Origin of the sequence: Halorubrum shenae (assembly GCF_051194165.1) — an archaeon.
Taxonomy (GTDB): Archaea; Halobacteriota; Halobacteria; order Halobacteriales; family Haloferacaceae; genus Halorubrum.
On sequence record NZ_JBLZNI010000001.1, the window covers coordinates 213,848 to 232,528 of the forward strand.

An 18,681-nucleotide genomic window follows, 5' to 3' on the forward strand; every position below is an offset into this window, starting at 1 on the left:
TACTAACACGATCGACTTGCGTATCAACCGTGATATTTGCCCACATACCTATTTATCAAACTGAGTAGGTTTATAATCTATGTTAGATAGAATTGCCATTGACCGGTTGGATCTACGGCCGAAACTCATCATCGCGTTCGTCTTAGTGGCGCTACTGGTGGGCGTCACCGGGGCAGTCGGATATCAAGCCGTTGGAGACGTCGATAGCGAGGCACACGTCATCTCTGAGGATGCCGACAAGATCGATGCCTCGTTGAACATGCTCGTCGCCATTGAGGAGCAACAGGTCGCCGTGCACGCCGCCCTCCTCGGAGAGGAAGGAGAGCGGGCCAAGTTTGAGGCGGCCGGGGAGAGATTCGATAAGTACTCCGCGGGGCTGCAACAACAGGAACTGACTGAACAAGAGCAAGAAGAGGTTCAGACATTGCAGGCGCAGCATGAAGAGTACTCTGCGATCGCTCAGGAACTGTTTGCGGCCGTAGAAGCCGGCGATATGGACCTAGCACAAGCGAGGAGCGAGGAGCTGGACTTGATCGTCGCCGAGACCAAAGAGTCCGCCACTGCGCTCGAACAGGCGGCCATCGAAGACAAGGAGGCGTCAGTCGCCGTCGCCGATGAGACGGCGCAAACCGCACAGCAGACGGTTCTCGGATTAACCGTCGGAGCGTTCATCGTGGCGATCGTAATCGGGCTGTTCGTGGCCGGCCGCATCACGCCGCCGATCAAACAGCTGTCCGAGGGTCTCGTGGCGATCAGCAACGGAGACTTCGGGAATGACATCGATCCCCACGTCGAGAGCGACGAAATCGGCCGTATGGTCGATGCGTACAACAAGATGCAAGAGAACCTCCAAGGCGTGTTCGCCCAGATCGGAACAGCGAGCAGTGGTCTCAAACAAGGCGACCTCGGCTGGGAGTTCGAAGCGGAATACCCGGGCCAGTACGGCGAGACGATCGAGAACCTCGGAGCGGGCGCCGAGGAGCTCGCCGCGAGTTTCGGGTCGATCCAGCGCGTGAGCGACGACCTCCAGAATGGCGTTCTCGACAACGACGTCAACACCGACCGGCCCGGACAGTACGGTGCCGTCCTTGATGATCTGGCGACGGGAACGAGACAACTCTCCGAGAGCTTCGGACAGATATCCACCGCGAGCAAGGGCCTGAAACAGGGTCGGCTCGCACAGGACATCGACACCAGCTACCCGGGGACGTACGGTGCCGTGCTGGCTGACTTAGAAGACGGGATCGACCGCCTCGGCGACAGCGTCGATAACGTCAAGACGATCGCGGGCCGCGTCGCGTCGTCGAGCGAAGTCGTTTCCCAGAACACCGAAGAGATCAAGCAGGCGAGCGAGGAGGTCGCCGGCTCCGTCGAGGAGATTTCGCACGGGGCGGACACGCAGAGTGAGAACCTCCAAGAGGTCTCCAACGAGATGAACGACATGTCGGCCACGGTCGAGGAGATCGCGTCGTCGGCCGATCAGGTGGCCGAAACCGCGGGGACCGCGGTCGAACAGGGTAACGAAGGCCGCGAGTACGCCGCGGAGGCGACCGAGGAAATCCGGTCGATCGAGACGCAAGCCGACGACGCGGCCGCACAGGTCGCCGCGCTCGAAGAAGAGATGGACAAGATCGGTGACATCGTCGAGATGATCACTGACATCGCCGAGAAAACGAACATCTTGGCGTTGAACGCCTCGATCGAGGCGGCGCGTGCGGGAGAAGCCGGAGAGGGATTCGGCGTCGTCGCGTCCGAGGTCAAATCACTCGCAGAAGAGGCGTCAGAAGCCACTGCCGCTGTCGAAGACCGTATCGAGAACGCGCAGTCGAGGACGAGCGAGACGGTCGACGGGATGGAACAGATGAGCGAGCGTGTCGAGCGCGGGTCGGAAACGATCGAGAACGCTATCGAGATGTTCGACGAGATTGCAGGCGCCGTGCAGGAAGCCGAGAGCGGAATTCGGGAGATCAGCGACGCGACCGACGACCAGGCCGCTTCGACGGAGGAAGTCGTCTCGGTGGTCGACGAAGTAGCTAGCGTGAGTCAACAGACCGCGGCCGAAGCGAGCAACGTCTCGGCCGCCACGGAAGAACAGACTGCATCGCTCGGAGAGACCTCCGAAAGCGTTCAGGAGCTCTCCGCGCTGGCCGGTGACCTCAACGATCAGGTGAGCGGGTTCGAAACGCAGGCGAACAGCCTGACCGAGCCGCGAGCGCAGCCCTCGGCAACGGCCGACGGGGGCTTCGAAACCCCCGACGAGATCGCCGATCGCACCGACGATTAAGCGAGAGTACCGACCTTTGCGGCGAGGAGGACGTCACAAGATGACTGTCACGATGCTCCCGTTGTGATCCGGGTCTTCGAACTTGAGGTCACCATCGATCTGAGAGACGATTCGTTTGACGAGCCACAGCCCCATCCCACTGCTGTGTGTGAGGTCGCTGATTTTGCTCTCTCCCGCAATCACGCGGCGTTCCGTACGTGGAATTCCTGGCCCGTTATCGATGACATTGAGTTCGACGGTCGTCTCTTGTTGGACGGCTGTTAGTCGTACCTGTGCCGAACCGGTTTTCGCGTGTACTACTGCGTTCTCGATCAGTTCCTCGACGGCTCGCCCCAACTCCGGAATAGACCGAATCTCTATGTCTGTGGGGATTTCGACCGTTATTTCTGCGTCGGGATGCTCCCTCAGCACTTGCTCAACAGCAGCGTGTGCGATTTCAGTGAGATTGATACTGACTGGATCAGATGGATCTGAGAGCAGTTCGGAAATCTCACGCGCCTTGTTAGCCTGTGCGAGCACGCGATCGGCCGATTCCTCGACTTTTGCGACTTTATCCGCGATCTCATCTGGGGCTTGGTTTCGGATCATCTCGGCGTGGCCCTGAATGACGTTCAATTCGTTGTGCAGATTATGTCGCAGCATGCGATCGAGAGAGACGATGTGTTGTTCTCGCTCGAGCTGCTCAGTCAGATCACGCATCGTTGCAACGACCCCATCGACGTGCCCGCAGTCGTCTTCGAGCGGGTAGTACCGAACATCGAACGTTCGATCTGACCGGTGGGGCCGCGTTCGGGTCATTCGGTGCTGGACGCTCTCGCCGTTCAACGCGCGAGTGAGGTAGGGCTCGACCGTCTCATACGTGTCAGTACCAATTCCGTCAACCAGCGGGGTCTCCGTGAGGAGTTCGGGACCGAGGTCGTGGAAGTCGCGGTACGCCGCGTTGGCGAAGAGGTAGTTTTGCTCTTCATCGACTGCAGCGATCAATTCCTCCGAACCTTCAATCGCGCGTTCGTACTGTCGGAGCTGAAACTCGCGTTCTTTCTGGTCCGTAATGTCTTGCTGGATGGCGATATACGCCTCCACGTCGCCATCGCCATCGGTGATCGGGGCGATCGTCTGGTGTGCGTAGTACAGTTCACCCGACTTCGTGCGGTCTTGAATTTCTTCTTCCCAGACGTTCCCACTCGTGATCGTCGCCCACAACTGCTCGTAATATTCGTCGGGCATCTCGCCGGACTTGAGCAGACGGGGAGTCAATCCCATAACCTCGCTGCTGTCGTAGCCGGTGAGCTGTTCGAAGGCCGGATTGACGTACGTTATCGTGCCGTCCGGGTCCGTCATGTAGATCGCGTGGCCGGCCGCTTCGACCGCTCGCTGGAACCGACGCAGCATCTGTTGATACTCGACGCGTTCTGTGACGTCTTCTTGGAAGCCGACGTAATGTGTGACGGTGCCCGAGTCCGTCGTGACCGGCGCGATCGTCACTCGGTTCCAGAACTCTGTCCCGTCCTCTCGGTAGTTTCTCAGCTCGACGGTTACGGATTCCTCGGCGTCGATCGTGTCGTGTATCTTCGCGATCAGATCGGCAGTGGTATTCGCGCCCTGGAGGAACTGAAATTCTCGGCCGAGTACGTCGTTTTCTGTATACCCGGTTAGTTCATCGAACTTCTCGTTTGCGTAGATAAGTGGCTTCTCCGGCTGTGTCGCGTCGGCGATCGTGATGCCGATCGGTGCCTCATCGATCGCCTGATTCTTGAGCTGTAACTCCCGCTTCCGCTCTTCTTTTTCACTGACATCCCGAAGGATAAGCACGACTGACGGTGTCTCGGTCCACGTTACTCGGGTCGCAGTTATCTCAACGGGAATCCGTGTGCCTTCAGCAGTTTCAAGCTCTCCGTCACGATGGTCGAGTGTCTTCTCCCCTGACAAGACCGAGTCAAGCAACTTCGTGAGGTTCGTGTCGCCGTCTGAGGAAAGAAACTCCGTTACGGAGTCGTTCGAGTCGGGGGGGTGAGTCTCTCCGTAGAGATACGTGGTTCCGCTGTCATTGAGATAGACGATCTCCGCGTCTCGCACGACCGCGATAACGTCGTTTGCGGCGTCGAGAAGCGCTTTCGCTCGAGATTTTGTATCGACGATACCGCTCTGGTCGCGGTAGTATCTGATCGCGTTCCGTACTAACGTCGCAAGCTGCTCCCACTGGCTCTCGTGGTGCTCTTTAATGAGGTAATCGGTGACGCCAGCGGAGATGGCTCGACTGGCGATCGCTTCGTTCCCCTCACTCGTAAAGAGGATGAACGGGAGCGTCGGGGCCTGTACTCGGACCGCTTCGAGAAACGCAATACCGTTTGTATCCGGTAGGTCGTGATCGCTAACGACGCATTCGATCGGCGTCTCCCCTTCCAACATATCGAGGGCCTCTCCGACTGACCTCGCAGAGATAACCTGGAAATCGTCGTGTTCCGGCAGCTCAGATTTGCACGCGGCAGCGAACGCGTCGTCTGCCGTAACTATAAGGATGCTCGCCATCGACGGTACTGTTCGACAGTATCACTGCTTGCCCAAATTAACCTGTCTACTCGGCTTTTTGCAGCTGTCTGAAACGAGCTATCGCACACATCGTCCCAATGACACCGCACTACCGCTCGATCCCGCCCTGCGCTTTGATCCGCATGATGTACCGGACGTTCAGATAAATCTCCTCCGGCGAGGTCTGCTCGTCGGGGTCGTACAGGTCCGACACGCGGTGGAGGATCGCCGAGAGCTGTTTGCTCTCGGAGCTGTCGCCCCGCACGTCGGCGGCGATCGCTCGGAGGAACGCGCGGACCTCGTCGTCGTCGGCGAACTCCTCGCTCGCCGCGTCCCGGGCCGATTCCGGGACGACGGGATCGACGCCGGCAGCGTCGGTCGGGTCGACTGCGTCTCGTTGGTCGCGAGACTCGGCGTTCTCGGCGTTCTCGGAGTCCTCCCCGCTCATCGTTCCCCTGTCACCCCGCGGCGACGCACGACTCCGGCGTTGTTCGCGACGTTCTCTACGATCACCCGGAACGCGTCCCCGGTGTCGCCCTCCTCTAAGACGGCCGGCTCGCCGTCGTCACCGCCGGTCCGGACCGCCGGGTCGAGCGGGACGCCCCCCAAGAAGGGAAGCTCGTGTTCCTGTGCCATCGCCTTCCCGCCGCCGGAGCCGAAGATCTCGTGGAAGCCGCCGCAGTCCGGACACCGGAAGCCGGCCATGTTCTCCGCGACTCCGAGCACGTTCGTGTCGTGTTTGCCGAACATCCGGAGCCCCTTCACCGCGTCGTCGAGCGCGACCTCCTGTGGGGTCGTGACGATCACGGCGCCGGTCAGCGGCAGCGTCTGGAGGATCGTGAGCTGGGTGTCGCCGGTGCCCGGCGGGAGGTCCATGATCAGGTAGTCGAGGTCGCCCCACTCCACGTCCTCGACGAGCTGGGTGATGATCTTGTGGACCATCGGGCCGCGCCAGATGACTGGGTCGTCCTCGCCGGTGAGAAAGTCCATGCTCATCAGCTTCACGCCGAATCGCTCTGGCGGGACGATCGACTCGCCGTCGGTCTGCGGGCGCTCCTCGGCCGACACCATCCGCGGGACGTTCGGGCCGTACACGTCGGCGTCGAACAGCCCGACTCGCGCGCCGAGCTCGGAGAGCCCCGCCGCGATGTTGACGGCCATCGTCGACTTGCCGACGCCGCCCTTCCCGGAAGCGACCGCAATCACGTTTTTCACGCCCGGGAGCACCTGCTCATCAGCGTCCAAATCGTTCGAGATCGACGCCGACAGCTCCACGTCGAAGCCGGTGTCGGCGAGCGCCGCCCGCACGTCGGCGGCGATCGCCGACTCGTGGGGAGAAAAGGGAGCGCCGAGCGCGAGCGAGACGCGGATCGTCCCGCCGGTACCGTTTCCGGCATCCTCGTCCCCGTCAATATCGATGTCGTTCACCAGCCCGAGCGAGACGATATCGTCGCCGAGGTCGGGGTCCTGCACGTCGGCGAGCCGCTCCCGAACGTCCGCTTCGTTCATGCTCGGAGGGAGGGCCGTGGGTCGAATAAGGGTTCTGTCACCCGGTCAGTCGATCCGCGTTCCCGCGTCCTCACCGTGCAGGAACGGGTGCAATCCGTCGGCGCCGAACACGTACGCCGGGGCGTCGAGCGCCAGCAGCTCGCGGACCTTCGCGGCCATTCCGCCTGACACGTCGGTCGCGTCGCTCGCGCCCAGCGCGTCGGCGACCGCGTCGAACGAATCGATCGAGGTGAGTACCGTCCCGTCGCCGTCGAGGACGCCCGGTACCGTCGAGCAGACCCCGACCCGTCGCGCGCCAAGCCCGGCAGCGAGCTCGACGACCAGTTCGTCTCCCGAGACGACGGTGATGCCCGACCCCGCGGTCGCGACGCCGTCGCCGTGAAGCACGGGGACGAACCCCTCATCGAGCAGCGTCGCCGTCGAGGAGAGCGGCAGGTCGAGGTCGGCGTCGGGACCTGCTGGGCGCGCGGAAAGCGAGAGCGGGTGAACCGGGATCGCGGGTACGGCGCGCTCGTGGAGGCGATCGAGAACCGCTCGGTTCAGCTCCGTCATCGCCCCGTGGATGTCCATCACCGCGTCGGCATCGGCGGTCCCGGTGGTCGTCGACACGCCGTGTTCGCTGGCGTGGTGGTGCCCGAAGCTCCCGCCGCCGTGGACGACGACGAGCCGCTCGACCGCGCCGTCGGCGAGCGCGCTCGCGACCGCGTCGCAGGCCGCGTCGAGCGCCGCGTCGTCGAGCGTTTCCGGGCGGTTCTTGTCCGTAATAAGGCTCCCGCCGAGCTTGAGGACGACGGGGGGCGTCACAGACGGCTCATGGTCCGCGGTCACGACTCCACCACCCGAACGCCCTCCGTCGCGAGTTCCGCACGGAACGCTTCTTCACAGCCCTGCGTGAAGGAGAGGGCCGTCTCGGTCGCGTCGCTGGGGTCGAGCGCGACGATACAGCCGCCGCCGCCCGCGCCGGTGAGCTTCGCGCCGTGAGCCCCGGCGTCGCGGGCGGCCCACACCATCGCGTCGAGCGAGCGCGCGGAGACGCCGAGGGCGGCGAGTAACCCGTGATTGAAGTCCATCAGCTCGCCCAGCTCCGCTAGGAGGTCCGGCGACGGTTCGGCCTCCGGGCGGGCACCCGCGAGCAGCCTCTCACCGGTCCGAACCACGTCCCCGATGGACTCGACGGTGTCTGCCGCGAACCGGTACTCATCGCGGAGTTCGCCGACGCCGGCCACGAGTTCGCCGGTGTCGCCGGCCCCGCCGTCGAAGCCGACGACGAACGGGAGGTTCGGCGCGTCGATCGGCTGGCAGTCGTCGCCCTCGACGCGGACTGCACCTCCCATCGTCGAGCAGAACGTGTCCGCACGCGACGCCTGCCCGTCCTGCACCTCGAACTCCGCGCGGTACGCGCGGTCTGCCAGTTCGCGGCGGTCGAGCGGCTCGCCGAGTTCGCGGGTCGCGGCGTCGATCCCAGCGACCACGACGGCCGCCGAGGACCCGAGCCCGGCGCCCAGCGGAATGTCGCTGTCGACAGTGATGTCGAAGCCGGCATCGGGGGCGTCGGCGGCTGAGCGGGCCTGCCGGACCGCGGCGTCGACGTAGCCCATCGCGGCCTCGACCAGCGGCGTCGGCACGTCCACGTCGGGGCGGTCGCCGGTCCCCCCGGAGTACTCGACGGTGAACCCGTCGAGCGAGAGGTCCTCGGCCTCGACGCGGACGTGGTCGTCCGACCGGCGTTCGGCGGTCACCGTGGCGCGTCGCTCGATCGCCGCCGGCACAGCGGGCTCGCCGTAGACGACGGCGTGTTCGCCGAAGAGGTACACCTTCCCCGGCGCCTCACAGACAGTCATACGACTCACCTCTCTCCGGGGGCTTACAGGCGTTGCGCTTGCGGGACCGCTCCGCTTCCGGGGCCGAACCGAGCCGCCACCCTCATCTTTTCACTCCCGGCACCCGTGGTGCGGGTCATGACGCAGACACCGTCGCTGCTCGCGCGGTCGCTCACGAACTTCGTTGAGGGTCTGGCAGTCGCGGTGCCGCGACTGCTCTCGGGGCTCGTTTTCCTCGCGCTGGCGTACGTAACGGTGCGGATCGCCCTCGCGCTGGTTCGGGCCTCGATCGGTCGGATCTACGTCGGCGATCGCGACCTCGTGGGCGATCTGATCGTCACGCTCGTGTCGATCTTCCTGTGGTTCGGCGTCGCACTGACGTTTCTGAAAGTCGTCGGAATGGGCGACATCGCGGCGAGTCTCGGCACCGCCGTCGGCTTCATCGCGTTAGGCGTTTCGTACGCGCTCTCCGAGATGATCGAGGATACGGTGGCGGGCGTCTACCTCCTCCGGGACCCCGACTTCAATCCGGGATACCGCGTTGAGGCGAAGGGCGTGACCGGAACGGTTGCCGCGATCGAGCTCAGAAAGACGCGGATCGACACCGACGACGGCGACCGGGTCGTCTTAGCGAACCGAGAGATCGAGTCGCGATGGGCATACGATGTATCCGATGGGAAAAACGCGTGAGACACCGTCTCGGCCACCCTGGCCGAGAGGTAATACGGTCAGTACGTATCAGGCGATAGCAAGACAGCGGGACCCCACGAGTCGGGTGTCGGGGACAGAATTAGTCTAGGCAACTACCAGAGACTATCTTTGGTGAACTCTTCTGTATGGTTACAATCTGGGACCTCACACTGGATTCGGGCCCGGTCTTGGATATATGAATAAACTCCCATAAAAATGTACAACAACCCCCGAACTACCAATACTTAGCCAGATCATAAAATCCAGCCCTGAGGCCATGAGTGTGGTAACAGGATCTCCAGACAGCCTCACTAGAAAGCCGACAACTACTAGCACAAATCCAGCACCGCATAAAAGATATGACTGCGTATAACTGCATATCCAATCGGGACCTTTTTCGAATCGATTAATACCGATGTAACTGCTTGCGAAGCTGATAATCGCGATCAAGATCGAATTTACCATCACGTCAATTAAAACAAGTTTTCTTATCAATTATTTTGGTGATGTTTGATACTAATTATATATGGAATTTGGTATAATGGCTGCCCAATGATCGTGTGAACCCTCGCTCAGGTCAAAATTGAGTCTCACTATGTCGGCGCTTGAGGCCGGAGGCTCCACCTTGTATTATATGTGCGGACGAAATCTCCCAATACACATTGGCAGACACGCATTCACGGCGCGCGTTCCTTGCGACGACAGGCACCACTGCAGCTCTCGCACTTGCGGGTTGTTCCAACGCAACGAACGACTCGGAATCCACCACTCCCTCCGATGAAACCACAGAAAATAGTGGAGATAGTGAAGACGGCGGTGACGGCGGAGATAGCGTCAGTGATGACGACACCAGTACAAACACAAGCAACACCACGAACACCGAAACAGAGACCGAGAAATCGTGGATCGAGAACGCGAACAATTACTCTGGAATCGAAGACAGGACTGGGGAAGGTTCAGTGCTGATTGAGGTTGGTGCTGGAGATGCTGGGTTATCGTTTGACCCGCCAGCCATTCGCGTTTCCTCTGGCACAACCATCTCGTGGAAATGGGTTGGAGACAGAGTGTACAACGTTGTTGCTGAAGACGGCTCCTTCGAAAGTTCGACTGATGGCCTTACTTATCACCAGACATTCGTGGAACCGCAAGAGGTTCGATATGTCTGTGCCCCACACCAAGCGGTCGGTATGATCGGACTCATTATCGTCGAATCAGGCTAGCTGTGTTGTATCGTGAGGAGAGCGACTGCGTACGAGGACAGCCGTTCAGTCGTCGTCGATATCGAGCGAGCGTTTCTCGCCGAGCTCCTCCTCCAAGCTCCCGCGCTCCCAGCTCCGGACGGCGTCGCCCTCGACCTCGGCGCGAAGTTTCTCCTCTAAGAGGTTCACCGCGACGCTGTTCGCGCCCTCGGGGATGATCACGTCGGCGTGTTTCTTCGACGGTTCGATGAACTGCTCGTGCATCGGCTTCACCGTCGAGAGGTACTGGTCGATGACGCCCTCCAAGTCGCGCCCGCGGTCGATCACGTCCCGGCGGATCCGGCGGAGAATCCGCACGTCGGCGTCGGTCTCGACGAACAGCCGGAGATCCATCATGTCGTTTATCTCCTCGTCGTACAACGCGAGAATCCCTTCGAGCACGATAACGTCGGTCGGCTCGACAGTGAGGCGTTCGTCCTTCCGATTGTGGACTTCGAAGTCGTACTGCGGCATCTGCACCGATTGCCCTTGGAGCAGAGATTCGAGGTGCTCTCTGAGCAGTTCCCACTCGAACGCCGAGGGATGGTCGTAGTTGACCGATTGACGCTCTTCGAAGTCGAGGTGCGAGAGGTCCTCGTAGTAGTTGTCCAGCGGGATGCGGGTGACGCTGTCGCCGAGGTCGCGGGTGACGAGCCGGGAGACGGTCGTCTTCCCCGCACCGGTTCCCCCCGCGATCCCGATCACGAACGAGGGAATGGCCATATCGTTTGCTCGGGTATCGCGGGGTTTGAAGCCTCCTTTTCGTCGTCGTCAACGCGGTCGCAGTCGCTGTGGGGGCCTCCCTCTCGGGATCAGGTGGGTTCCGTCCGGGCGTTCCGTCGTTCTCTCGCCAGTGTCTCCCGCTTTCCAGCCGCGTTTGCGGTGGTTTTTCACCGATCGCCGATGTACGCTCGGAATCCATATAACGATACCGGGGGCACCTTTTAGCTACTCGCAGCAGAATCACGTTTCATGCGAACAGATACCACGATCCGTGACGTGATGCACCGCGAGTTCCTCGGCGTGAGCGAGTCGGACCCGCTGCGCGACGCGGCGGCGCTGTTAGTCGACGAAGAAACGAACTGCCTCGTCGTCCTTCGGGGCGGCGAGCCCGTCGGTCGGCTGGGGTGTCGGGACGCCCTCGAGACGCTCTTGGACGTGGGTGCCGAAGCCGCCGGCGACACCGAGCTCACGGTCGGATCGGTTATGGGGCCGCCACTCCCGACGGTGGCGCCGGACGACGCCCTCGTCGCCGCCGAAGAGCGACTCATCGCGGAGGGGAATGACCGCGTCGTCGCCGTCGAGGACGGCGAGGCGGTGGGCGTCGTCACCGCAGGTGATGTGCTCGCCGCGGGCGCGCCCCGGACCGGTGACGGCGTCCGCGACGCCCTCAGCGAGGAGGCAGCGACGGGTGAGCCCCAGCGCGGAGACGCGGCGATGCTGGGATCTGACGGCGGCGTCGACCCCGCTGTGGAGGCGTCGTCAACCGATGCGTCCGGTTCGCCGACGCAGGGCGTCTGCGAGAGCTGCGGGGCGCTCGTCCCCGACCTCGTGAGTGCGAACGGACAGGCGATCTGTCCGGAGTGCCGCGACGTGTAACTCGACCGTATTCGACACCGTACCGATCGGCTGCCGGTAGGCTCAAACACCTCGCGCGCCGACCACCCATCGAATGGCCGACAGCGACAGCGTGCGCGTCACGCCCGCAACCGTCGATGACATCGATCCGGTCACGGACCTGTGGATCGCGCTCGCTGAGGGGCAGCGGGCGCACGGGTCGACGCTGCTCGCCGAGGCAAACCGTCCCGCGGTCCGCGAGTGGGTCGCGCGCTCGGTAGTCACGAGCGAGGTCCTCGTCGCGCGCGACGGCGAAGACTCCACTGCCGACCCGATCGGGTTCGTCGGCTTCGCGCTCGACCACGGCGGCTACGAGCGCGATCGAACCCGCGGCGTCGTGAGCAACCTGTTCGTTGTCTCCGGGCGTCGCGACGAAGGGATCGGCGCCGACCTGCTGGACGCGGCCGAGCGAGCCCTCCGCGAGATGGGCGCCGAAATTGTCGCGTTGGAGGCGCTGGCCGCCAATGACGGCGCGAGGAAGTTCTACGCGGCACGGGGCTACGAGCCGAATCGCGTGGAGTTGACGAAGATGCTGTCGGCGGGTGGTGGCGAGGGCGGTGAGGACGGTGAGGACGGCGAAGACGGCGAGGGCGGTGACGGCGGCAAGGACGGCGACAGTACCGGAGTCGGCGACGGCGATCGAAGCGCCTGACCTCGCCCTCGCGACACGGCGTCACCTTCGCGGAAAGCGACACGCACTCATAGGAGGACCGAGTACGCCCGCTTGCGCCAGGGGAGCATGGGCGGTTCATGCACTCGACTTGTAATCGAGACTTCCGGGGTTCAAATCCCTGCCCTGGCTTCGAACGATCCGTTCAACTGCTCCCGTTAAGTAGGGTTACGCACCTACTACGACTACTGACCACTCTGAGAGTATGTCTGAAAATGTATAATTAATAGGTTCGACCGGCTGCGTATGTAATTGGATGCGGTAATTGCAGTATAAGAACCGATAACTAGAATATAACTAATTCTGACTCGTCTGACTGCTACTCTAAGGGATAGAATCTTGATGTCGACCAAAGTATTCACCTCCCTTGGAAAATCATGATCGCAAACAATCGCATACTTGTAACCGGTGGTGCGGGATTTATCGGTTCGAATCTCGCGAACCACCTTGCGGAGCATAACGAGGTAATTGTCGTTGATAACTGCTATCTCGGCACCCCGGACAATCTCAACGACGACGTGGAGTTCGTCGAACAAAGCGTTCTCGACGACGATCTGCCGACAAACGTTGACGTCGTCTTCCACCTCGCGGCGCTCTCGTCGTACGCGATGCACGAAGACGAGTCGACGGAGGGGGCTCGTGTGAACGTTGAGGGGTTCGTCAACACGGTCGACCAAGCGAAAGAGGACGGGTGTGAGACGTTCGTCTATGCCTCGACGTCGTCGATCTACGGCAGTCAGACGGAGCCGTCTCCGGAAGGGATGGATATAACGATCAACACGGGGTACGAAGCGTCGAAGATGGGCCGCGAAGCGTACGCAGAGTACTTCGAAAACCATTACGGGCTCTCGATGGCCGGGATGCGATTCTTCTCGGTGTACCAGGGATACGGTGGTGCAGAAGAACATAAAGGCGAGTACGCGAACGTCATCGCGCAGTTCGCAGACGACATTGCTCACGGTGAGTCACCGGTTCTCTACGGTGACGGCACACAAACCCGGGATTTCACACACATCTCGGACATCGTCCGCGGGCTGGAGCTGGCAGCCGAAAACGAGCTCTCGGGGATCTACAACCTTGGAACGGGCAAGAGCTACGACTTCAACGAGGTCGTAGAGCAACTCAATGAGATACTCGGGACGGACGTCCAGGCGGAGTACATCGAGAATCCGATTCCCGAATCGGTGTACGTTCACGACACGTGTGCCGATTATTCAAAAATGGAGGAGGAGACGGGATGGGAGCCCCAGATCACGTTCGAAGAGGGTCTCAAGCAGGTCTGTGAACAGTACCTCGAAAGCACGGTAGAAAGCGTTTAACTACCGGATCGATTTCGCGTATTCGATCGACATTTCGAACGGATATCCGTAGGGCGTACAAGAGGCCGCAGTTCTGTGATCCACTCGCTCTCGGAGATCCGTTTATATACGCGCCCCGCAGATCCGATGTATGGACCGGACCGACACGCTCCTTCTCGGCGTCTCCGGCGTGGTCGCCGCGCTCGTGTTCGCGGGCGCGCTGTCGGCCGGGGCGCTGTTCGGCTTCGACGGGTCCGTGGCTCGTCCGATCCGCCTGCTCGCCGCCGAGCCGCTCGCGTGGATCGTCGTCGTCGCACTCCTCGTCGCAGTCGTCGGGCACGCGTACATCGAGTGAGCGGGCGGAGCGGTCGGCGGGATGGGCGGAGCGGTCAGCGGGATGGGCGGCGCGCTCGCCTCACTCCTCGGCGTCGACCTCGCGAACCGTCCGGACGAGCGCTTGCAGCGCGACGTCGACCGCCTTCCGTTTCACGGCCCCGCGGTCGCCGTCGAGGACGACCCGTTCCGTGCGAACGAACGACTTCTCGGTCCCCCACGGCGCGGCGTAGGCCACGCCCACGTAGACGAGTCCCACCGGTTTCTCCGCCGTGCCGCCGTCCGGCCCGGCGATTCCGGTCGTGGCGACCGCCCACGTCGTGTCGGCACGGTCGCGCGCGCCCGCCGCCATCTGCTCGGCGACCGGCGCGCTCACGGCACCGTCGGCGTCGAGCGACTCGCGAGACACTCCGAGCAGCTCGCGTTTGGCGTCGTACGCGTAAGTCACGAACCCGCGGTCGAAGTAGGCGCTCGCGCCCGGCACGTCGGTCACTCGGGATCCGACCAGCCCGCCCGTCAGCGACTCCGCGGTCGCGAGGCGCTCCCCGCGCTCGGTCAGCAGGTCGCCGAGCGTCGCCTCGACCGGCCTCGACTCGTCGATGTCGTCCATACCTCCGCTGTGACCCCCACGCCCGTGGGGTTTACGCTCGCCGCGACGCAAGCGCCGCTATGACCGATTGGGACGACCGCTTCGCGTCCGGCGAGTACCCGCGCGCCCCGGAGCCGTCGACCGTGTTGCGTTCGTACGAGCCCGCGATCCCCGACGGCCGTGCGCTCGACGTGGCCGCCGGCACCGGCCGCAACGCCGTCTATCTCGCGGAGGCGGGCTACGCCGTCGACGCCCTCGACGCCTCCCGCGAGGGACTCTCTATCGTCCGGGAGCGCGCCGCGGAGCGCGGGGTGTCCGACCGGATCGAGACGATTCAGGCCGACGTATCGACGTACGGGTTCCCGGCGGAGACGTACGAGTTGATCACGATGAGCTTCTTCCACACGCTCGACCGCTTCGCGGACTTGGTCGAGTCGCTCGCGCCCGGCGGGTACCTGTTCGTCGAGGGGCACCTCCGATCGGCCGACGCGACCCCCTCGGGTCCGAGCGACGACCGCTACCGGTTCGCCGCCAACGAACTGCTCCGCGCCGGCCTCGGGCTGACCGTGCTGTACTACGACGAGACGACCGAGGAGCGACCGGGAGACCGTCGACGCGCGACCGCTCGCCTGCTCGCCCGGCGGTCGGACGGCGGCCGGCAGACGTACCCGACCCGCCCGGAGGAGGGTGACGAGAGAGCGGCTCGCGGAGCGAATCGGTGACTGATACCGACACGCCCGGTGCGGTTCTCCGAGAGGTGGTCGCCGAGGCGGTCGGCACCGAAGAAAGCGAATCGGGAGCCATCGACGCCGACCTCGTCGAGCGCGGCGACGAGCCGGGTCCGGTGTCCCGACTCGCCGGGCTCGTCGCCGCGGGCGACACCGTTGTCGGTGTCGTGCCTCGCGCCGATCCCGCGCTCGCGCGGCGGTTTATAAGCGGCCGAGGAGAGACCGACAGGGGAGACGAAGAGACGGTCCGACTCGTCTTCACCGGCCGGGCCGCAGATCGGCTCGCCGGGCCTTCCGGGACCGCTGTTCGATCACTCCTCGCCGATCGCGGGATCGAGGCGTACCGCCACGACGGCGATTCTCCGATCGGCGTGCTCCTCGTCGATGACCGCGCCGTCGTCGGGCTGTTCGACGAGGGCGGACTCGCGGCGCTGCTGTGGTCGGACGCGCCCGCTGTCAGAGAGTGGGCGGCCACGACATGCCGGCGGTACCTCTCCGCGGCGGAGCCGGTGTGACGCGTGCTGGGTGCGAGACCACGGGGACGCGACCGATCGCCGCATCGTTTTTGCACACACCCCGCGAAGAGGGCGTATGAAAGCGTTACTGCTGTTGGTCGCCGGGATCGGTGGACTGGTCCAGACGCTCGTCCCGCGGGCGGTCGTGCGCGTGTGGACGAAGGCCATGTACCGGAATGCCGGCGAGGCGGAGCCCCGAAACTGGGTGTACGTCGCCACGCGCGCCGAGGGCGCGGTGGTCGTGCTCGCTGCGCTCGTCGGGCTGTACCGCGTCGCGACCGCCGAGGACGACGAGTCGGCCGACGACGGCGACGATGGCGACGAAACCGCCGATAACGACGAATAGACGCCGATCGCAATCACCTCGCGATCCTCAGACTGACAGAGGATCGAAGAGTCAGAACGCGGAATCCACCCGAACGTATTTGCATGGCGTCGTAGTAATCCACGCCAATGCCGGACCGGACCTTCCGTCCGCACCCGAACCACGGATCGGTCGTCCGGGTGTTACACGTCGACGACGATCCGGCCTTCCTCGATCTGGTATCGACCTACCTCGAACAGATGGACGGCCCGTTCGAGGTCAGATCGGAGACAGAGGTGGACGACGCGATCGAGGTGGTCGAGTCCGGATCGGTCGACTGCGTCGTCAGCGACTACGAGATGCCCGACACGAACGGACTGGCGTTTCTCGAGCGGGTCCGCGAGCGCGATCCGACGATTCCGTTCGTGCTGTTCACTGGAAAGGGAAGCGAGGAAATCGCCAGCGAGGCCATCTCCGCGGGAGTCACGGATTACATCCAGAAGCGGTCGGGGGCCGACCAGTACACGGTGCTCGCGAACCGGGTCCAGAACGCGGTCGATCAGGCCCGCTCGCGCGCTGCGCTGGCGGCCAGCCAAGAGCGGCTCTCGCGATTCATCGAGCAGTCGCCGCTCGGGACGATCGAGTACGACAAGACGTTCCGGATCGTCCGTGCGAACCGAGCTGCAGAGGAGATCCTCGGTTACTCGGAGTCGGAGCTGGTCGGCGGGACGTGGCTGCGATTCGTGCCAGCGGAGTTCCGCCGTCACGTCGCGGAGGTCGAACGGGGTCTCCTGTTAAATAAGGGCGGCTACCAGAGCGTCAACGAGAACGTGCGCGCGGACGGCGAGCGGATCCGTTGCGCGTGGCACAACCAAGTGGTGACCGACGACGACGGCGAGGTGATCCGCGTCTTCTCGCAGTTCGAAGATGTAACCGAGCGGACGAAACGCAAGCGGGAAATCGAACAGACGAACGCCGTATTGTCGACGGTACTCGACGCGCTCCCGATCGGGGTACTCGCCGAGGACGCCGACAGGCGAATCCTCCGTGTCAACCGTCACCTGTACGACCTCTTCGATCTCGACGGCGATCCCGCGGACGCGATCGGCCGCGACTGTGCGGGGTTCGCCGACCAGATGAGCGAGCTGTTCGACGATCCGGAGTCGTTCGTCGACGGGATCGATACGATCGTCGACGCGAAACGACCCGTCGACGACGAGCGGATTACCCTCGCCGACGGTCGCGTCCTCCTCCGAACGTACCGCCCGGTCGATCTGCCGGACGGGCACGGTCATCTGTGGGCCTACCGCGACGCGACCGACGAGAGAGAGGGGTAGGCGGGCGTTCTCCGGCGCTCTGAGAGATCTCGACCGCGTTAGTCCTCGGGGAGGTACGCCCGCTCCGCGTCCGAGCGCTCGCCGGTCCGCAACACGTGGCAGTCGCGGCAGCGGGCCTCGTATGACTCCTCGGCGCCGACGAGGATCGTCGGGTCGTCGACGTGGGCGGGCTCGCCGTCAATGAGACGCTGGTTCCGGGAGGCGGGCTCGCCGCACTGCGAGCAGATCGCCTGTAGCTTGTCGACGTACTCGGCGGTCGCCATAAGCTCCGGCAGGGGTTTGAACGGCTCGCCGCGGAACGTCTGGTCGGTGCCGGAGACGATCACGCGAGTCCCGTTGTTTGCCAAAGCGTTACACACCTCCACCAGCGCGTCCGAGAAGAAGTTCGCCTCGTCGACTGCGACGACCTCGGGGTACGGCTCGTCGTCGAGGATCGCGAGCGGCCCGTCGCCCTCGTTGTCGACGACTGTCGCGTCCCACTGTCGACCGTTGTGGCTCCCGATCGTCGCCTCGCCGTAGCGGTCGTCGACGGCCGGCTTGTACACCGCGACGGACTGACCGGCGATCTCCGAGCGCCGGAGCCGCCGGAGCAGTTCCTCCGTCTTCCCCGAGAACATCGACCCCGAAATGACCTCGATCCAGCCGGATCGAGTGATCGCGTGCATGTCTGTTCGAGCATGAGCTAGCGACTAAACCGTTTCTCTCCCGGTCGGGGATCAGACCCCGCCCGCGATCGCGACGAGCAGCGCAGCGGCGACGACGTACGTCGCAGCGGAGATCGCCCAGTCGCGCCGGATTTGCGGGAGCCGCTGACGAGGGAGCGCCCTCGCGCGCGGCAGCGGAACGAGCGCGAAGAAGCCGACCATCAGGGCGAGCATCACGGGGGCTGCAATCACCAAGGCGACGGTAGTACCGACGTTGAGCCCCACTTGGACCGCCGAGACGAGCCCCACAAACAGGAGCCCGGCGCCGCCGCCGGCGACGTAGTGGACCCACGTCGCCAGCCGTTTCGGGGCTCGGTTGACCGGGGTGTCGGTGAGCACGCCCGCGGCGACCCGGGGCGCGGTCGTCCCCTCCGGGAGCCGGGGCATCACGCGGTCCATCGCGAGCGTCGCGAGCAGTCCGACGACGGAACCGAGCACGAGACCGGACAACAGCGAGAACGTAGCCATTATCAGATTGTACGGTCGGGGGTGGCTTCAGTCCCCCGACGCGTTGAC

General features: G+C 63.5%; 20 protein-coding genes and 1 tRNA gene. 12 read left to right on the plus strand and 9 right to left on the minus strand.

What is annotated here, in order from left to right:
- The first annotated feature begins 79 nt into the window (after positions 1-79).
- Positions 80-2,284 (plus strand): methyl-accepting chemotaxis protein, encoded by a 2,205-nt coding sequence (locus ACNS88_RS01070; protein WP_435093054.1) that lies wholly within the window; start codon positions 80-82, stop codon positions 2,282-2,284.
- A gap of 33 nt (positions 2,285-2,317) precedes the next feature.
- Here ACNS88_RS01070 and ACNS88_RS01075 read toward each other — a convergent pair whose 3' ends face one another.
- The 5 genes from ACNS88_RS01075 to mvk form a co-directional block, all read right to left on the minus strand.
- Positions 2,318-4,813, minus strand: coding sequence for a sensor histidine kinase (locus ACNS88_RS01075; RefSeq protein ID WP_435093056.1), 2,496 nt, complete (start codon positions 4,811-4,813; stop codon positions 2,318-2,320).
- 109 nt (positions 4,814-4,922) lie between these two features.
- Positions 4,923-5,261: a DUF7976 family protein gene (locus ACNS88_RS01080; protein WP_435093058.1), complete on the minus strand. Its 339-nt coding sequence runs from the start codon at positions 5,259-5,261 to the stop codon at positions 4,923-4,925.
- Positions 5,258-6,322: an Mrp/NBP35 family ATP-binding protein gene (locus ACNS88_RS01085; RefSeq protein WP_435093060.1), complete on the minus strand. Its 1,065-nt coding sequence runs from the start codon at positions 6,320-6,322 to the stop codon at positions 5,258-5,260. Before ACNS88_RS01085 ends, ACNS88_RS01080 begins: the two co-directional genes overlap by 4 nt.
- A gap of 45 nt (positions 6,323-6,367) precedes the next feature.
- Positions 6,368-7,150, minus strand: a complete 783-nt coding sequence (locus ACNS88_RS01090; protein WP_435093062.1) for an isopentenyl phosphate kinase — start codon at positions 7,148-7,150, stop codon at positions 6,368-6,370.
- Entirely contained in the window at positions 7,147-8,163 is a 1,017-nt protein-coding gene (mvk, locus tag ACNS88_RS01095) for a mevalonate kinase (protein ID WP_435093064.1), read from the minus strand. The genes ACNS88_RS01090 and mvk overlap by 4 nt, the downstream gene beginning before the upstream one ends.
- A gap of 117 nt (positions 8,164-8,280) precedes the next feature.
- Between mvk and ACNS88_RS01100 the strand changes: the two genes are divergently transcribed.
- Complete coding sequence (locus ACNS88_RS01100; protein ID WP_435093066.1) at positions 8,281-8,832, plus strand: mechanosensitive ion channel domain-containing protein; 552 nt, start codon at positions 8,281-8,283, stop codon at positions 8,830-8,832.
- A gap of 662 nt (positions 8,833-9,494) precedes the next feature.
- On the plus strand, positions 9,495-10,052 hold the full coding sequence (locus ACNS88_RS01105) for a halocyanin domain-containing protein (protein WP_435093068.1): 558 nt from the start codon (positions 9,495-9,497) through the stop codon (positions 10,050-10,052).
- A gap of 45 nt (positions 10,053-10,097) precedes the next feature.
- Here ACNS88_RS01105 and udk read toward each other — a convergent pair whose 3' ends face one another.
- Complete coding sequence (gene udk, locus ACNS88_RS01110; RefSeq protein WP_435093070.1) at positions 10,098-10,793, minus strand: uridine kinase; 696 nt, start codon at positions 10,791-10,793, stop codon at positions 10,098-10,100.
- A 249-nt stretch (positions 10,794-11,042) separates the two neighbouring features.
- Between udk and ACNS88_RS01115 the strand changes: the two genes are divergently transcribed.
- The 5 genes from ACNS88_RS01115 (at position 11,043) to ACNS88_RS01135 (ending at position 14,010) form a co-directional block, all read left to right on the plus strand.
- The gene (locus ACNS88_RS01115; RefSeq protein ID WP_435093072.1) at positions 11,043-11,669 is read left to right on the plus strand and encodes a CBS domain-containing protein; all 627 of its coding nucleotides are present in this window, start codon (positions 11,043-11,045) and stop codon (positions 11,667-11,669) included.
- A 73-nt stretch (positions 11,670-11,742) separates the two neighbouring features.
- Positions 11,743-12,339, plus strand: a complete 597-nt coding sequence (locus ACNS88_RS01120; RefSeq protein ID WP_435093074.1) for a GNAT family N-acetyltransferase — start codon at positions 11,743-11,745, stop codon at positions 12,337-12,339.
- A gap of 76 nt (positions 12,340-12,415) precedes the next feature.
- Positions 12,416-12,489: transfer RNA gene (locus ACNS88_RS01125), tRNA-Thr, on the plus strand.
- Between the two features lie 245 nt (positions 12,490-12,734).
- Positions 12,735-13,676 (plus strand): NAD-dependent epimerase/dehydratase family protein, encoded by a 942-nt coding sequence (locus ACNS88_RS01130; RefSeq protein ID WP_435093076.1) that lies wholly within the window; start codon positions 12,735-12,737, stop codon positions 13,674-13,676.
- Between the two features lie 130 nt (positions 13,677-13,806).
- Complete coding sequence (locus ACNS88_RS01135; protein WP_435093078.1) at positions 13,807-14,010, plus strand: hypothetical protein; 204 nt, start codon at positions 13,807-13,809, stop codon at positions 14,008-14,010.
- Positions 14,011-14,070: 60 nt separating this feature from the next.
- Here ACNS88_RS01135 and ACNS88_RS01140 read toward each other — a convergent pair whose 3' ends face one another.
- Positions 14,071-14,598, minus strand: coding sequence for a CinA family protein (locus tag ACNS88_RS01140; RefSeq protein ID WP_435093080.1), 528 nt, complete (start codon positions 14,596-14,598; stop codon positions 14,071-14,073).
- Positions 14,599-14,657: 59 nt separating this feature from the next.
- On the opposite strand from ACNS88_RS01140, the gene ACNS88_RS01145 reads away from it, so the two are divergent.
- The 4 genes from ACNS88_RS01145 to ACNS88_RS01160 all read left to right on the plus strand — a co-directional run bounded on the left by ACNS88_RS01145 (position 14,658) and on the right by ACNS88_RS01160 (position 17,461).
- Positions 14,658-15,299, plus strand: a complete 642-nt coding sequence (locus ACNS88_RS01145; protein ID WP_435093082.1) for a class I SAM-dependent methyltransferase — start codon at positions 14,658-14,660, stop codon at positions 15,297-15,299.
- Positions 15,296-15,820 (plus strand): transcriptional regulator FilR1 domain-containing protein, encoded by a 525-nt coding sequence (locus ACNS88_RS01150; RefSeq protein WP_435093084.1) that lies wholly within the window; start codon positions 15,296-15,298, stop codon positions 15,818-15,820. The genes ACNS88_RS01145 and ACNS88_RS01150 overlap by 4 nt, the downstream gene beginning before the upstream one ends.
- A gap of 76 nt (positions 15,821-15,896) precedes the next feature.
- Positions 15,897-16,166, plus strand: coding sequence for a hypothetical protein (locus ACNS88_RS01155; RefSeq protein WP_435093086.1), 270 nt, complete (start codon positions 15,897-15,899; stop codon positions 16,164-16,166).
- Between the two features lie 107 nt (positions 16,167-16,273).
- Entirely contained in the window at positions 16,274-17,461 is a 1,188-nt protein-coding gene (locus ACNS88_RS01160) for a PAS domain-containing protein (RefSeq protein WP_435093088.1), read from the plus strand.
- Positions 17,462-17,499: 38 nt separating this feature from the next.
- Here ACNS88_RS01160 and ACNS88_RS01165 read toward each other — a convergent pair whose 3' ends face one another.
- Together ACNS88_RS01165 and ACNS88_RS01170 are read right to left on the minus strand one after the other, a co-directional pair.
- Positions 17,500-18,126, minus strand: coding sequence for a thymidine kinase (locus tag ACNS88_RS01165; RefSeq protein ID WP_435093090.1), 627 nt, complete (start codon positions 18,124-18,126; stop codon positions 17,500-17,502).
- A 51-nt stretch (positions 18,127-18,177) separates the two neighbouring features.
- Positions 18,178-18,633 (minus strand): hypothetical protein, encoded by a 456-nt coding sequence (locus ACNS88_RS01170; RefSeq protein ID WP_435093091.1) that lies wholly within the window; start codon positions 18,631-18,633, stop codon positions 18,178-18,180.
- Positions 18,634-18,681: the final 48 nt, after the last annotated feature.

Coding starts and splice junctions, on each gene's coding strand:
- ACNS88_RS01155 (WP_435093086.1), top strand. CDS start 15,897: ATGAAAGCGTTACTGCTGTTGGTCGCCGGGATCGGTGGACTGGTCCAG.
- ACNS88_RS01085 (WP_435093060.1), bottom strand. CDS start 6,322: ATGAACGAAGCGGACGTTCGGGAGCGGCTCGCCGACGTGCAGGACCCC.
- ACNS88_RS01120 (WP_435093074.1), top strand. CDS start 11,743: ATGGCCGACAGCGACAGCGTGCGCGTCACGCCCGCAACCGTCGATGAC.
- ACNS88_RS01070 (WP_435093054.1), top strand. CDS start 80: ATGTTAGATAGAATTGCCATTGACCGGTTGGATCTACGGCCGAAACTC.
- ACNS88_RS01075 (WP_435093056.1), bottom strand. CDS start 4,813: ATGGCGAGCATCCTTATAGTTACGGCAGACGACGCGTTCGCTGCCGCG.
- mvk (WP_435093064.1), bottom strand. CDS start 8,163: ATGACTGTCTGTGAGGCGCCGGGGAAGGTGTACCTCTTCGGCGAACAC.
- ACNS88_RS01130 (WP_435093076.1), top strand. CDS start 12,735: ATGATCGCAAACAATCGCATACTTGTAACCGGTGGTGCGGGATTTATC.
- udk (WP_435093070.1), bottom strand. CDS start 10,793: ATGGCCATTCCCTCGTTCGTGATCGGGATCGCGGGGGGAACCGGTGCG.
- ACNS88_RS01145 (WP_435093082.1), top strand. CDS start 14,658: ATGACCGATTGGGACGACCGCTTCGCGTCCGGCGAGTACCCGCGCGCC.
- ACNS88_RS01135 (WP_435093078.1), top strand. CDS start 13,807: ATGGACCGGACCGACACGCTCCTTCTCGGCGTCTCCGGCGTGGTCGCC.
- ACNS88_RS01080 (WP_435093058.1), bottom strand. CDS start 5,261: ATGAGCGGGGAGGACTCCGAGAACGCCGAGAACGCCGAGTCTCGCGAC.
- ACNS88_RS01165 (WP_435093090.1), bottom strand. CDS start 18,126: ATGCACGCGATCACTCGATCCGGCTGGATCGAGGTCATTTCGGGGTCG.
- ACNS88_RS01170 (WP_435093091.1), bottom strand. CDS start 18,633: ATGGCTACGTTCTCGCTGTTGTCCGGTCTCGTGCTCGGTTCCGTCGTC.
- ACNS88_RS01160 (WP_435093088.1), top strand. CDS start 16,274: ATGCCGGACCGGACCTTCCGTCCGCACCCGAACCACGGATCGGTCGTC.
- ACNS88_RS01100 (WP_435093066.1), top strand. CDS start 8,281: ATGACGCAGACACCGTCGCTGCTCGCGCGGTCGCTCACGAACTTCGTT.
- ACNS88_RS01140 (WP_435093080.1), bottom strand. CDS start 14,598: ATGGACGACATCGACGAGTCGAGGCCGGTCGAGGCGACGCTCGGCGAC.
- ACNS88_RS01115 (WP_435093072.1), top strand. CDS start 11,043: ATGCGAACAGATACCACGATCCGTGACGTGATGCACCGCGAGTTCCTC.